Genomic DNA, 13,207 nt, shown 5'->3' with positions numbered 1-13,207 from the left:
CGAACCGGCCCGTACGGAAAGCCGGTTGGGCCGAGAACCTGGAAGGCATTCATGTCCACAGGCGTGATCATCGCTCTGATCGTGATTGTGGCGGCCGTACTGATCGTCGCGGCCGTCCTGACCCTGCGCGCCCGGGGCCCGCGGCACGGCGGGAGCCTGAAGCGGCGCTTCGGGCCCGAGTACGACCGCACCGTCGCCCGGCACGACGGCGACACGAAGGCGGCCGAACGCGAACTGGCCGAGCGCGTGGAGCGCCACGGTTCGCTGCGCGCCAAGCCCCTGGAGCCGGCCGAGCGCGATCGGTTCGAGGCGCGCTGGACGGCCGCGCAGGAGCGGTTCGTCGACTCGCCCCGCGAGGCGGTCGCCGAGGCCGACCGGCTGCTCTCCGAGCTGGCCGGCGCCCGCGGCTTCCCGGACGGCGGCCGCTACGAGGAACAGCTCGCGGCGCTGTCCGTGCACCACGCCCACCACGTCGAGGGCTACCGGCGCGTGCACCACGCGGCGGCCGACGGCACGCACGCGGACGACGGCGCCGGCACCGAGCGGATGCGGGAGGCCATGGTCGAGGCCCGCGCCCTGTTCGAGAAGCTGATGCACCAGGGCCGCGACACCGAGCACCGTGACCACCACGACGACCGAATGGCGGCCCGCAAGAACCACCAGCCCAGGGCCGCCCTGAACCGCCGTCATCCGAAGGAGAGTTGAGCCACATGTCCGATGTGAGCCGGTCGACCGGCGGCGCCCCCGCCGAGCGCGGTCAGCACCACGCACCCGACGCCGACGCCCGCGGCGAGACGGCCCTGGGCACCGGTGCGACCCCGGACCCGGAGACGCCGCCGCCCGGCGCCCGCGCCGACCACGGTGTCGGCGCGCACGCCGAGGCCACCCCGCGGCTGCGCACCGAAGGCACCCGGGCCGCCGCCACCGCCACCCGGGCGACCGCCACCCAGCCTCCCACCCCTCGTCCGGACACCTCCCTCCTCCCGCACGAGGAGTGCGGGAAGCTGGAGGAACGGCTGCACCACGCGGTCTCCGGATTCGTCGACGGCCCCCGGGCCGCCGTGGAGGAGGCCGACCGGGTCCTGGAGGAGATCACCACCCGCTTCACCGACGCGGTGACCCGCCGCCGGCGCACGCTGCGCGCGTCCTGGCAGTCCACCGACACGGACAAGAAGGCGGCGACGGCCGCCGACACCGAGCAGCTCCGGCTGGCCCTGCGGGACTACCGGGAGCTGTCGGAGAGCCTGATGCGTCTGTAGGAGGCCGTACGCCGTACCCGGCTCCGGCCGCTCCGCCCGGCCCTCCCGCCACCGCTGTGGGGGAGGGCCGGGCGGAGCGGCGTGGGCGGCCGCGCGTGGCAGGCTCTAGCCTGGGGGCCGGTCATCCGGACGTCAGGAGGAGGGCACGTGCTCGAACTCACCATGGCCGCCGTCGCCGCGGCGGACGCGGGTGCGACGGCCGGTATGCGGATGGCGGACGCGCCCAGCGAGCCGGGTGCGGTGCTGCGGGTGGGCCGGGACGGGGCCGTGTGCCGGCTGGCGACGCCGGACGACTGGCTGTTCGTCTCCCGGGTCCATCTGGAGTTCCGCTGCGGGCCCGACGGCACTTGGCAGCTGACCTGGCTGCGCGGCTCGCAGCCCGACCCGTCGGCCGAGGTCCGGCTGACGGTGGACGGCCGGACCTCGGCCGTCGCTTACGGCGGTACGGTGCCGCTGCCGCGGGGCGGCAGCGGCGAGGTCGTCGTCCAGGACCGGGCCGAGCCGCGCAGCGTGAACGTCGGCTTCTACCACGAGGCGTGACGACCGGGCGGGGCGGCGCCCGCGGTTACGCAGGGACGTACCCGCACCCGCACAGGCGCCGCAGGCACCGTCACCGTTCCACGGACGGCCCGGACCCCGGCAGCGGACGCCCCGCCGACTCCGTCATGAACCACACCGCCACGCCGCCCACCACAGCCGCCGCCATCATGTAGTACGCGGGCATCATCAGATTCCCGGTCGCCCCGATCAGCGCCGTCACCACCAGCGGCGTCGTCCCGCCGAACAGGGACACCGACACGTTGAAGCCGATGGACAGCGACCCGTACCGCACCCGCGTCGGGAACAGCGCCGGCAGCGCGGCCGGCATCGCCGCCGTGAAGCACACCAGCAGCAGCCCCAGCGCGGCCATGCCCAGTCCCACCGCCAGCAGACTGCCCTCGCGGATCAGCAGCAGGGCCGGGACGGACAGCAGCAGGAAGCCCGCGCAGCCCGCCGCGATCACCGGGCGGCGGCCGACCCGGTCGGTCAGCGCCCCCGCGAACGGCTGGACGATCATCATCAGCGCCATCACGGCCAGCACCACCAGCAGCCCGTGCGTCTCGTCGTACGCCAGCTCACTGGTCAGATAGCTCGGCATGTACGACAGCAGCATGTAGTCGGTGACGTTGAAGACCAGCACCAGACCGACGCACAGCAGCAGCGCCCGCCACTGCCCGGTGATCATCTCCCGCAGCGGCACCCGCGGCCGTGCCGCCTCCGACTTCGCCACCTGGGCCGCGAACGCCGGCGTCTCCTCCAGCCGCATCCGCAGGAACAGCCCGATGAGCCCCATCGGCCCCGCGACCAGGAACGGAATCCGCCAGCCCCAGGACGTCAGGTCACCGTCCGACAGCAGCGCGGTCAGCAGGGTCACCAGCCCCGCCCCGCCGATGTACCCCGCCAGCGTCCCGAACTCCAGCCAGCTCCCCAGGAACCCGCGCCGCTTGTCCGGCGCGTACTCCGCGATGAACGTGGACGCCCCCGCGTACTCGCCCCCGGTCGAGAACCCCTGCACCAGCCGGGCCACCAGCAGCAGCACCGGCGCCCACACCCCGATCGACCCGTACGACGGGATCAGCCCGATCGCGAAGGTGCCCGCCGCCATCAGGATCATCGTCAGCGCGAGGATCTTCTGCCGCCCCACCCGGTCGCCCAGCGGCCCGAAGACCATGCCGCCCAGCGGTCGCACCAGGAACGCCGCCGCGAACGCGCCGAACGTCGACAGCAGCTGCGCGGTCGGATTGCCCGACGGGAAGAAGACCTTGCCCAGCGTCACCGCGATGTAGCTGTAGACACCGAAGTCGAACCACTCCATCGCGTTGCCGAGCGCCGCCGCCTTGACGGCCCGCCGCACGAGCGCGGGGTCGGTCACGGTGGTGTCCGGCGGCAGCGGCCGGACCGGCGTCTTCACGAGGGACGGAGCAGTGGCGGCCGACAAGGCTTCGCTCGCCTACCTTTCATCGGGGACAGGACACGGGCCGAGAACACGGGCCGAAAATCGACCATAGGTGCTCAAGCCGCCGTCACCTGCCGTGCCCAATTCATTGCAGAGTGCACCAAAACCGCGTCCACGCAGGGATGCCTCCCGGCCACGGGCGGTTCCCCACCACCCCCCGCTGTGATCTTTGTCGCTCGTCGAGGAGGCGTTCGAACCGCGACGCCACTATCGTCATCCGGACAAAAGGAGAGCGGCCGTCAGGTGAAGACGGGGTTGCCTGCGTCTCTCTCCGGGGGTGGTGCGAGCCTCATAAGGTTCGCAAAGGAACCCATGCGCGGGACGCGTGGGACGAACGGGGCGGGAGGCCGACGAGGCGTGGCGAATGCGGAACACGGTGGGCGACCGGCGGAGGTCTTCGGGGCGACAGCCGCCGGAGCCACCAGGGCACGCCTGCACCTGGCACGCGCGGGACTGTGGCTGGTCGCCGCCGTCCTCGCCGTACGGCAGCTCGCGGTGGTGCTCGGCACCCCGCGCGGCGAGCGCCTGACCGACCTGGAGACCTGGGTGGGCCCGCAAGGGGTCCTGCACGTCGAGGGGTCCCTGTACGACTCGACCAGATTCACCGGCACCCCCTTCGCCGGACTGGTCCTCAAGCCCCTCACCCGCGCCGCCGAGCAGGCCCTCGGCTGGGGCTGGACCTTCGGCACGCTGCTGCTGGTGGTGGCGCTCGGCCTGGTCGCCGCCCGCGCCCTGCCCCGCCCGGTCGGCCGCCGCACCGCGCTGCTCGCCGCGCCGGTCGCGGTCAGCCTGCTGATGCTCTCCCTCCCGGTCCGCAACACCCTCTGGCTCGGCCAGACCAGCATCGTCCCGGTGCTGCTCGTGCTCCTCGGCTGCCTGGCCGTCCGCGGGGAACGGGCCGGCGGCCTGCTGATCGGCGTCGCCGCCGCCTTCCAGCCGACCGTGCTGCTGTTCGTACCGCTGCTGTGGTTCACCGGCCGCCGCCGCGCGGCCGGCACCACCGCCGTCACCTTCGCCACCTGCACCGCGCTCGCCTGGGCGGCGATGGCTCACGACTCCTACACCTACTGGGTGCACCACATGGCCGGCGTCGGTCTCGGCGGCGCCGCCGACGACCTCGCCAACCAGTCCCTGCACGGCGCCCTGCTGCGGTTCGGCCTCAGCGGCCCGCTGGAGATCGTCCTCTTCGTCGTCCTCGGCGCCGCCGTCGCCGTCCTCGGCCTGCGCCGCGCCGTGCGCTACGCCCACGACGGCCAGCTCCTGCTCGCCGTCGCCGTCACCGGCTGCGCGGCCGTCGCCATCTCACCCACCACCTGGCAGCACCAGCTGCTGTGGGTGCTGCTCGCGGTCGTCGGCCGGGTCGGCAGGCGCGCCTCCGACCGGTACGTCTGGCCGGTCGCCGTCATCCTCGTCATGACCCTCCCGGCGAAGATGATGCTGCCCAACATGGGCGCCCTCGCCGCCCTCCGCGACAACCTCGTCCTCCTCGCGGCCGTCGCCGCCGCCACCGCCGTACCGTTCCTGCTGCGTACGTCCCCGTACTTCCAGACGCCCGTCCCCACCGAGTACGCCGCCCCCGTCCCCACCCGCTTCAAGCGGGTCCCTCTGCTGCCGTTCCTGCGCCGGGTCCTCACCCGCCCGAACCTCCTGCTGGAACTGCTGCTGATCCGGGTGACCTACGCCGCCTACTCACAGGTCCGGCTCGCGGCGACCGGCGGCACCATCTCCGGCGGCCGGGTCAACGCCGAGGAACACGGCCACCAGATCCACGACATCGAGCGCTTCCTGCACATCGACATCGAGCACGCGGTCAACCACGCCGTCGTGAAGGTCGACTGGCTGCGCGGCTTCTTCGACTTCTACTACACGTCGTTCCACTTCATCGTGCCGCTCACCGTCCTCGGCGTCCTGTACTGGCGCCGCCCGGTCGACTACCGCTGGGCCCGCGCCTCGCTCGGCTTCGCCACGCTGCTCGCCCTGGTCGGGTTCTGGCTGTACCCGCTGGCCCCGCCGCGTCTGATGCCGGCCCTCGGCATCATCGACACGGTGCACGGCGTGCAGGACTTCACCCGGCCCGACTACGGCACGCTGACCTCGCTGACCAACCAGTACGCGGCCATGCCGTCGCTGCACTTCGGCTGGTCGCTGTGGTGCGGCCTGGCGATCGCGATCATCGCGCCGAAGGGGTGGATGAAGGCGCTCGGCCTCCTCCACCCCCTGTTCACGGTGTCCGCGATCGTCGCGACCGGCAACCACTGGGTGCTGGACGCGGTCGGCGGCGCGGCGGTGGTGGCCGCCGGTTTCGGCCTGACGTACCTGTTCCAGGGCCCGCGGGCCCGGACGGTCACCCCCACCGCGACGGCCGTGGTGCGGGAGGCGGAGAAGGACCCCGCCCCGAGCTGACCAGGGCGCCGGTCAGCGCCACCAGTCGTCGAGCGGCGTGACCGGCACGGTCCGCTTGTGCCGGGTGGCGAGATACACCGACTCCACCTTCGCCGCCACCTCGGCCGGGACGTCCTCGCCCTCCAGATAGGCGTCGATCTCGGCGTACTTCAGCCCGAGCGCCTCCTCGTCGGGCAGCGCGGGCCGGTCGTCCTCCAGGTCGGCCGTCGGCACCTTCTGCCAGGTGGAGGCCGGTGCGTCCAGTTCCTTCAGCAGGGCGGCGCCCTGCCGCTTGGTGAGACCGGTGAGCGGGGTCAGGTCGACGCCGCCGTCGCCGTACTTGGTGAAGAAGCCGGTCACCGCCTCGGCCGCGTGGTCGGTGCCGACGACGACCAGGCCGAGCTGGCCGGCGATCGCGTACTGGATCACCATCCGCTCACGGGCCTTGAGGTTGCCGCGTACGAAGTCCCGCAGCCGGTCCTCGCCGGTCAGCTCCTGGAGGGCGGCCCCCGCCTCACCGGCGACGGCGTCCGCGCCCGGCTTGACGTTGACGGCGACCGACCGGTCGGGCCGGATGAAGTCCAGCGCGATCCGGGCGTCGTCCTCGTCGGCCTGCACCCCGTAGGGCAGCCGCACCGCGACGAAGGTGGCGTCGTGCCCCTCGGCGCGCAGCTCCTCGGCGGCGAGCTGGCACAGCTTCCCGGTCAGCGTGCTGTCCTGCCCGCCGCTGATCCCGAGGACGAACCCCTTGGCGGGGGTCGACCGCAGGTAGTCCTTGAGGAAACCGACCCGCCGCCGGATCTCGTCGGCGGGCACGATGGTCGGCTGGACGCCGAGTTCCGTCACGATCTGCTTGCGTAGGTTCTGCATCAACGCACTGTATCCACCGGGGTTCGGACGAAACGCGGTGGTCAGGAGCTGGTGTCCGCGGCGGGTGATGGCGGGGGCGAGCAGCGCGTCACCGGCCCGCACCAGCCGTACGGCGGCCACCAGGTGCTCCGGTGTGACGTCCTTGAGCAGGAAGCCGCTGGCGCCCGCACCGTGCGGGTCACGCTCTACGAGGGCGACTCACGCGCCGGCGCCTACGCGCTGATCTCCGGTCACATCGTCGGCGAGTCCTTCGACACCTCGGGCGAGGGCACCCACCTGCACGCCGCCCTCGGCGACTTCCCGGCCGCCCTGCCCCAGGTCTACCGGGTCCAGCCGGACGAGGGCGTGCCGGCGGTGACGCGACCGTGTACGGCCCCACCGAGCGGGACAACATCGTCGTCCTGCTGAATACCCTGGCGGCGCTGCTGTCCTTGCTGCTGGCGTCCGTCGCGGGTCTCGGGGTGCTCAACTCGGTGGTCCTGGACACCCGGGAACGCGTGCACGACCTGGGCGTGTGCAAGGCGCTGGGCATGTCACCGAGGCAGACGGTGGGCCTCGTACTCGCCTCGGTGACGGGGATCGGTGTCCTCGGCGGTGCGGTGGGCGTACCGGTGGGGTACGCCCTGCACGGCTTCGTCCTCCCGAAGATGGGCGCGGCGGTGGGCACCGGCCTGCCACCGGTGGTCCTCGACGTCTACGACGCCGGCCAGTTGCTCCTGCTGGCCCTGGCCGGAATCGCCATCGCCGCGCTGGGCGCGCTGCTTCCGGCGACGTGGGCCGCCGGTACGCGGACGGCGACGGCGCTACGGACGGAGTGAGCGGAGGAACGTGGTGAAGGCGACGGGGGACAGGTGCAGCGCGGGCTTCTCCGGGGCCTTGGAGTCCCGGACGGCTATGGCGGCGGTGATTTCGGCGACCTCTACGCAGTTGCCGCCCTGGTCGCCGCTGTGCGACGACTTGCGCCACGCGAGCGGTCCGAGCGGCGCGCATTCGACGCAGTCGCCGCCCTGGTCACCGCTGTACGACGACTTGCGCCAGGCGAGCGGCCCGAGCGGCGCGCACTCCACGCATTCGCCGCCCTGGTCGCCGCTGAAGCTGGACTTACGCCACTCGATCCTCGACGGCATAGCGTTCCTCCATTACCCGGCGGATCAGTTCCGCCGAGTCCTTGATGGAGAGCGCGGCGGCTCGGAGATGATCGTAACGGAGTGAACCGTCCTTGACGGTGTCCGGATTGGCGGTTGGATGCCCGCTGCCATATCCCTCCGTGTAGAGGATGGTTGGGTCGTCCACGAAGCGGTAGAGGTTGAATGAGCCTTGGAGTCCCGCGTGCGCGCCCGCCGAGAACGGCAGCACCTGGACGTTGATCCGGGGATCGTGCTCGAACACCAACAGGTGCGCCAGTTGGCCGCGCATCGTCTCCCGATCGCCGATCTCCAGGTGCAGCGCGGCCTCGCTGATCACCGTCCAGAAGACCGGAGGCTGTGCCTTCTTGAAGATGCGCTGGCGAGCGAGCCGGACGGCGGTGCGGTCGTCGAGGTCGGTGGGGTCGAACGCGCCGAGCACGGCCCGGACGTAGGCATCGGTCTGGAGGAGACCGTGGACCATGTGCGTCTGAAAGGCACAAAGCTCGACGGCCCGCGCCTCCAACTCGGCCACCTGTTGAAACCACGACGGAAGCTGGCTGCGCAGCACCAGCACGACCAGGCGGGACAGCAAACCGTCCGTCCCCAGCGCCGCGTCCACCCGCTCGCTGAAATCAACCGTTGGCAGTTTCCTGGCCGTCTCGATCTGGCCGATCAGTGAGCCGGTGTAGTTGACGATCGCGCCGAGTTGTTTCTGGGTCAGGCCGGCGGCCTCCCGGTAGCGGCGCAACTCGTAGCCGTAGTAGTCGAGCGGCGATGCGCCCGGGTCGAGGACGTTGATGTGGGTCACGCAGAGCCCCCTTCGCGCAACTCGGTCCACACGGGGACCGGTTGTATCCGATCGGTAGCCCACCGTAGTCGCCGAACGCCACGCTTGTGCCGTGAACGATGACTTTGCCCAGGTGTACACACTGCGCCTCACCGTCGGCGCGCACGCGGCCCGGCATGTGCGGCGGATCGTCCGCTCGTACCTGACGCAGTGGGACATGCCCGCGCTGAGCGACACCGTCGAACTCGGCGTCACCGAGCTGCTCGCCAACGTCGTACGCCATGTCCCGGACCGCCGCTGCACGGTGCTGCTGGCGCGGCGGACGGGCGGCGTGCGGGTGGAGGTGGCGGACGGGTGCCCCCGCTACCCCGTGCGGGCCACGTGCGTGGCGGACGACGCGGAGGGCGGGCGGGGGCTGGTGCTGCTTGAGGCGGTGGCCGACAAGTGGGGGGTGGCGCCGGGGCCGGGGGAGGGCAAGACGGTGTGGTTCGAGTGCGACTCCGGCTGACCGGCCCGGAGGTCAGTGCTTGCGCAGGTTCGCGGCCAGCGCGGCGAGGCTCTGGGCGGTCTCGGCCAGGCTCGCGACGGCGGCCTCCAGCTCCGCGGCGACGCGGGGAGCCGCGGGCAGGGCGGCGGCGGAGGGGGCGGCCGGTGTGCCGCGGTAGCCGATGGGGCCCTCGTTGTACCGCTGGTAGTAGCCGGTGAACACCGGCCCGGTGGCCGCCTCGGCGAAGCGGACCCGGGCGAGCTGGGTCTCGGTCCCGCCGGCGTTGCGGGTGATGTCGAGACGGTAGTGCCGGCAGGCCGGGGCACTGGCCCGGAGGTGGAACTCCCTGGTCTCGAAGCGCCCGGTGAACGTCTCGCCGCCGCGGGTGTCCAGCGGCAGCCAGGTGTCGCCGTCGCGGGAGCCGTACAGGGTCCAGTCACGGGGGTCGCGTTCGGGGCAGTCGTTCGCCGACATCAGGGAGTACGACCCGACGGCGGTGGGACGGGCGAGGGTGAAGTCCAGCCAGGCGGTGTCTTCACCGCTCAGCCACTTGGAACGCTGGTCCGCCAGGAGGTTGCCGGCCCACTCCTCCGCCTCCTCGAACTCGTCGCTCGCCTCGACGGCCGTCACCTCGGCCTCGTGGGACGCGGCGTGCAGCACCGCCACACCGGAGTTGCCCCGCTGGTCGCGCCAGGTCACCCGCTCGACGGCCGCCGCGCCGTCGTCGACCAGCAGCCGGAGTTCGCCGGAGGTGTGCCACCGGCCGCCCCAGCCCTCCTCCGTGCGGAAGCGGTGCAGCGGGGCCGCCGAGAGGTTCTGGACGTCGTCCGAGAACGGCCGGCGGTCGCTCAGGCGCCCCCGGTACTCGTACGTCGTCCCGTCCGGCACTTGGTAGCAGCCGTGGAAGTCGGACATGCTCGACTGGAAGCTGATGGCGGCCTCGGCGCCGTCCGCCGTCCGCCAGCCGAGCTGCGCGGGCCGCGAGTGCTCGCCGCGGTCGACGTGGAAGAGCAGGCGCGGGGCCGCCCGCCAGGGGCCGGAGGGGGAGTGGGCGGGGCGGAGTTCCGTACGGTAGGCGAAGACCGAGTCGCGGGCCGCCGCCGCCGTGCGGGCGCGCTCCGAACGGCCGCGCTCCCAGACCGGGTCCAGGGTGATCCGGTACAGCCAGAGCATGCTGGCGGCCTTGGCCGAGGAGCGTATCTCCAGGGTGTTGGTGCCGGGTTTGAGCAGGTGCCCGGGTACGGCGAGGACGTTGTCCTGCGGCAGGTCACCACCGCCGGGCACGGTGAGGTCCGTGACCAGTGGCTCGCCCTGGAGGAGTACGTCCATGGGGGCGTGGCCGAGTTCGGAGCCGAGCTTGGAGACGAGGGCGGTGATGGTGAGCGTCGCCTGCGGGACGTCCCGCGGGTCTGCCACCTCGAAGTCCAGCGTCACGGTCCCGCCCGCGCCCACCGCCACGTGAGACCCGGCGAACCGGGCCCCGTCGTAGCTGACGGCGGCGTTCGCCAGCGGAGCCGGATCGACGGAGAAGTCGGCGTAGGTAACATCAAATCCCATGGCGGGGACCTTAGTGGCAGGGTCCGACAGCCGGCCGTCTCCCGGCCGTCTCCCGGCCGTCTCCCGGCCGTCGTCCGGCCGCTCAGTCGAAGGTCACCGGGGTCTCGAACGCCGCCCGGCGGGTGGCCCGGCGCAGCGCCTTCAGCACCGGCGTCCCGAGGGCCAGCGTCAGGACCACCGTCATCAGCGCCCGGCCGGTGTCCCAGCCCAGGGACGTGGCCAGGCAGTACGCCGTGAAGCGGGCCAGGTTGCCGGCGAGGCCGGCGCCCGGGTCGGGGGCGATGTCCGAGCCGTCGGGGTCCAGGAACGGCCAGCCGGCCGCGTTCATGAACCCGCCGTAGGCGAACGCGGCCAGGAAGCCGTACCCGGCGAGCAGGCACAACTCGGTGCGGCCGCGCAGCCGGTCGGGGAACGGCAGCAGGCCCGCACCCATCGTGAACCAGCCCATCGACAGCATCTGGAACGGCAGCCACGGGCCGACCCCGCCGGTGAGCAGCGCGGAGGCGAACATCGTCACCGAGCCCAGGACGAAACCGAAGCCGGGGCCGAGCACCCGGCCGCTGAGCACCATCAGGAAGAACATCGGCTCCAGACCGGCGGTCCCGGCGCCCAGCGGCCGCAGTGCCGCGCCCGTCGCCGCCAGGACGCCGAGCATCGCGACCGCCTTCGGGCCGAGCCCGGACTCCGAGACGGTCGCCGCGACCACCGCCACCAGCAGCACCAGGACGCCCGCGAACAGCCACGGCGCGTCCTGCGCGTGGGCGTTGACCGCCGCCTCGGGCGGGGCCAGGAAGGGCCAGCCGATGGCCGCCAGACCCACCGCGCTGACCAGCACCAGCGTGGCGACGGAACGCGGGCCGAGCCGGACGGCGCGGGTCATGCCAGGGCCTTTCGCACCTGCGCGATCGTCAGCCACTGCTGCGGCGCCAGCACCTTGGCGACCTGCGGGGCGAAGGACGGGGAGGAGACCGCCACCTCCGTCGTCGGACCGTCGGCGATCACCTCGCCCTCGGCCAGCAGGACCACCCGGTGGGCCAGTTCGGCGGCGAGTTCCACGTCATGGGTGGCCAGCACGATCGCGTCGCCCTCGGCGGTCAGCGCGCGCAGCATGGTCACCAGGCGGGACTTGGCGGCGTAGTCCAGGCCGCGGGTCGGCTCGTCCAGCAGGAGCAGCGGCGGGCGGGCGGTCAGCACCACCGCCAGGGCCAGGGTGAGACGCTGGCCCTCGGAGAGGTCACGCGGGTGGGTGTGGTCCGCCACGCCGGGCAGCAGGTCCGACAGCAGCGCCCGGCAGGTACCGGGCGGCGCGGCCGCGTCCCGGTCGGCGGCCCGGCACTCGGCGGCCACCGTGTCGGCGTACAGCAGGTCGCGGGGCTCCTGCGGGACCAGGCCGACCCGGCGGACCAGTTCGCGCGGGGCGGTGCGGTGCGGCACCGCGCCCCCGGTGGTGACCGTCCCGGCGCTCGGCTGCACCAGGCCGACCAGCGCGCCCAGCAGCGTGGACTTCCCGGCCCCGTTGCGGCCCATCAGGGCGATGGTCTCGCCGGGCGAGACGGTGAGATCGACGGCGCGCAGGGCGGTGCGGTGACCCCGGCGGACGGTCAGACCGTGAACCTCGGCGGCATGCGGAGACGGGTCGGCGGCGACCGGCCGGCGGCGCCGGCGGGCGGCGGGTGCCGGGCGCGGGGACGGGAGGGCGGTGGTCGACGGGACGGGCGCCGGGGCCGGGAGGCCGGCCAGGCGCTCCCGCAGCGGGGCGGCCCGGCGGCGGGCGTCGCGGACCGTCAGCGGCAACGGCGCCCAGCCCGCCAGCCGGCCCAGCTCCACCACCGGCGGGCACACCGGGGAGATAGCCATCACCTCGGCCGGGGTGCCGAGCACCGGCGGCGCGCCCGGCTCGGGCAGCAGCACCACCAGGTCGGAGTACTGCACGACCCGCTCCAGGCGGTGCTCGGCCAGCAGCACCGTGGTGCCGAGGTCGTGCACGAGGCGTTGCAGCACCGCGAGGACCTCCTCGGCGGCGGCCGGGTCCAGCGCGGACGTCGGCTCGTCCAGCACCAGGACCGACGGGTGCGCGGTGAGCACCGAGCCGATCGCCACCCGCTGCTGCTGGCCGCCGGAGAGGGTGGCGATCGGCCGCGCCCGCAGCGGAGCCAGCCCCAGCAGGTCGAGGGTCTCCTCCACCCGGCGGCGCATCACGGCCGGGGGCAGGCCGAGGCACTCCATGCCGTAGGCGAGTTCGTCCTCGACGGTGTCCGTGACGAAGTGGGACAGCGGGTCCTGGCCGACCGTGCCGACCACGTCGGCCAGTTCGCGCGGCTTGTGGGTGCGGGTGTCGCGGCCGGCCACCGTGACCCGGCCGCGCAGGGTGCCGCCGGTGAAGTGCGGGACCAGACCGCCGACCGCGCCCAGCACGGTGGACTTGCCGACGCCGGACGGACCGGCGAGCAGCGCCAGTTCACCCTCCGGGATCTCGAAGTCCACGCCGCGCACGGTCGGTTCGGCCAGCCCGTCGTAGGTCACGGAGACGTTCTCGAAGCGGATCACGACGGTTCCTCGGCTCGGGGCGCGCGGGTGACGAAGGCGGGCAGCAGCCCGAGCAGACCGGCCGCCGCCGGCCAGAGCGGGAGCACCGGGGCGGTGAGCGGGACCACGCCCGGGTGCAGCGCCGCCGGGTCCCGGGCGGCGGCCAGCGCCAGGCCGCCCGCGACCGCCGCGCCCGACCCGGCGACCAGCCAGGCC

13 protein-coding genes and 2 pseudogenes are annotated in these 13,207 nt (G+C 73.2%); 6 read left to right on the top strand and 9 right to left on the bottom strand.

Translation table 11 applies throughout. From position 1 onward, the window contains the following. Positions 1-51: 51 nt before the first annotated feature. The 3 genes from AB0G32_RS34725 (at position 52) to AB0G32_RS34715 (ending at position 1,799) form a co-directional block, all read left to right on the top strand. Complete coding sequence (locus tag AB0G32_RS34725; RefSeq protein WP_361172841.1) at positions 52-705, top strand: hypothetical protein; 654 nt, start codon at positions 52-54, stop codon at positions 703-705. 5 nt (positions 706-710) lie between these two features. After that, a complete protein-coding gene (locus AB0G32_RS34720) occupies positions 711-1,259 on the top strand; it encodes a hypothetical protein (protein WP_361172838.1) in 549 nt (182 codons plus the stop codon). A 147-nt stretch (positions 1,260-1,406) separates the two neighbouring features. After that, on the top strand, positions 1,407-1,799 hold the full coding sequence (locus AB0G32_RS34715; RefSeq protein WP_361172835.1) for a hypothetical protein: 393 nt from the start codon (positions 1,407-1,409) through the stop codon (positions 1,797-1,799). Between the two features lie 70 nt (positions 1,800-1,869). Here the strand turns inward: AB0G32_RS34715 and proP are convergent, their stop codons facing one another. Further along, a complete protein-coding gene (proP, locus tag AB0G32_RS34710; protein WP_361172832.1) occupies positions 1,870-3,210 on the bottom strand; it encodes a glycine betaine/L-proline transporter ProP in 1,341 nt (446 codons plus the stop codon). 402 nt (positions 3,211-3,612) lie between these two features. Here proP and AB0G32_RS34705 point away from each other — a divergent pair, with 402 nt between their 5' ends. Then, on the top strand, positions 3,613-5,658 hold the full coding sequence (locus tag AB0G32_RS34705; protein ID WP_361172829.1) for a bifunctional glycosyltransferase 87/phosphatase PAP2 family protein: 2,046 nt from the start codon (positions 3,613-3,615) through the stop codon (positions 5,656-5,658). Between the two features lie 12 nt (positions 5,659-5,670). Here the strand turns inward: AB0G32_RS34705 and nadE are convergent, their stop codons facing one another. Together nadE and AB0G32_RS34695 are read right to left on the bottom strand one after the other, a co-directional pair. After that, positions 5,671-6,507, bottom strand: coding sequence for an ammonia-dependent NAD(+) synthetase (nadE, locus tag AB0G32_RS34700; protein ID WP_361172826.1), 837 nt, complete (start codon positions 6,505-6,507; stop codon positions 5,671-5,673). A gap of 57 nt (positions 6,508-6,564) precedes the next feature. Continuing rightward, positions 6,565-6,675: pseudogene (locus AB0G32_RS34695) on the bottom strand (DNA-binding response regulator); the annotation flags it as partial. Positions 6,676-6,872: 197 nt separating this feature from the next. Here AB0G32_RS34695 and AB0G32_RS34690 point away from each other — a divergent pair. Next, positions 6,873-7,325: an ABC transporter permease gene (locus AB0G32_RS34690; RefSeq protein ID WP_361172823.1), complete on the top strand. Its 453-nt coding sequence runs from the start codon at positions 6,873-6,875 to the stop codon at positions 7,323-7,325. Here AB0G32_RS34690 and AB0G32_RS34685 read toward each other — a convergent pair. Both AB0G32_RS34685 and AB0G32_RS34680 read right to left on the bottom strand, forming a co-directional pair. Then, the gene (locus AB0G32_RS34685) at positions 7,311-7,634 is read right to left on the bottom strand and encodes a DUF397 domain-containing protein (RefSeq protein WP_361172820.1); all 324 of its coding nucleotides are present in this window, start codon (positions 7,632-7,634) and stop codon (positions 7,311-7,313) included. The genes AB0G32_RS34690 and AB0G32_RS34685 overlap by 15 nt on opposite strands. Then, positions 7,609-8,442, bottom strand: a complete 834-nt coding sequence (locus tag AB0G32_RS34680; RefSeq protein WP_361172817.1) for a helix-turn-helix transcriptional regulator — start codon at positions 8,440-8,442, stop codon at positions 7,609-7,611. The genes AB0G32_RS34685 and AB0G32_RS34680 overlap by 26 nt, the downstream gene beginning before the upstream one ends. A gap of 91 nt (positions 8,443-8,533) precedes the next feature. Here AB0G32_RS34680 and AB0G32_RS34675 point away from each other — a divergent pair, with 91 nt between their 5' ends. Continuing rightward, positions 8,534-8,929: an ATP-binding protein gene (locus AB0G32_RS34675; RefSeq protein ID WP_361172814.1), complete on the top strand. Its 396-nt coding sequence runs from the start codon at positions 8,534-8,536 to the stop codon at positions 8,927-8,929. A 12-nt stretch (positions 8,930-8,941) separates the two neighbouring features. On the opposite strand, the gene AB0G32_RS34670 is transcribed toward AB0G32_RS34675, so the two are convergent. The 4 genes and pseudogenes from AB0G32_RS34670 to AB0G32_RS34655 all read right to left on the bottom strand — a co-directional run. Beyond that, on the bottom strand, positions 8,942-10,465 hold the full coding sequence (locus tag AB0G32_RS34670; protein WP_361172811.1) for an alpha-1,2-mannosidase: 1,524 nt from the start codon (positions 10,463-10,465) through the stop codon (positions 8,942-8,944). Between the two features lie 82 nt (positions 10,466-10,547). Then, a complete protein-coding gene (locus AB0G32_RS34665; protein WP_361172808.1) occupies positions 10,548-11,345 on the bottom strand; it encodes an ECF transporter S component in 798 nt (265 codons plus the stop codon). Beyond that, positions 11,342-13,012: an ATP-binding cassette domain-containing protein gene (locus AB0G32_RS34660; RefSeq protein ID WP_361172805.1), complete on the bottom strand. Its 1,671-nt coding sequence runs from the start codon at positions 13,010-13,012 to the stop codon at positions 11,342-11,344. The genes AB0G32_RS34665 and AB0G32_RS34660 overlap by 4 nt, the downstream gene beginning before the upstream one ends. Then, positions 13,009-13,207: pseudogene (locus tag AB0G32_RS34655) on the bottom strand (energy-coupling factor transporter transmembrane protein EcfT); the annotation flags it as partial. The gene AB0G32_RS34660 and the pseudogene AB0G32_RS34655, both read right to left, overlap by 4 nt.

It is taken from the genome of Streptomyces sp. NPDC023723 (assembly GCF_040639815.1).
GTDB lineage: Bacteria > Actinomycetota > Actinomycetes > Streptomycetales > Streptomycetaceae > Streptomyces.
Note: the sequence above shows the minus strand (reverse complement) of the source record. Positions and strands in the feature narration are given on the sequence as shown.

Coding starts and splice junctions, on each gene's coding strand:
- AB0G32_RS34685 (WP_361172820.1), bottom strand. CDS start 7,634: ATGCCGTCGAGGATCGAGTGGCGTAAGTCCAGCTTCAGCGGCGACCAG.
- AB0G32_RS34720 (WP_361172838.1), top strand. CDS start 711: ATGTCCGATGTGAGCCGGTCGACCGGCGGCGCCCCCGCCGAGCGCGGT.
- AB0G32_RS34665 (WP_361172808.1), bottom strand. CDS start 11,345: ATGACCCGCGCCGTCCGGCTCGGCCCGCGTTCCGTCGCCACGCTGGTG.
- nadE (WP_361172826.1), bottom strand. CDS start 6,507: ATGCAGAACCTACGCAAGCAGATCGTGACGGAACTCGGCGTCCAGCCG.
- AB0G32_RS34725 (WP_361172841.1), top strand. CDS start 52: ATGTCCACAGGCGTGATCATCGCTCTGATCGTGATTGTGGCGGCCGTA.
- AB0G32_RS34670 (WP_361172811.1), bottom strand. CDS start 10,465: ATGGGATTTGATGTTACCTACGCCGACTTCTCCGTCGATCCGGCTCCG.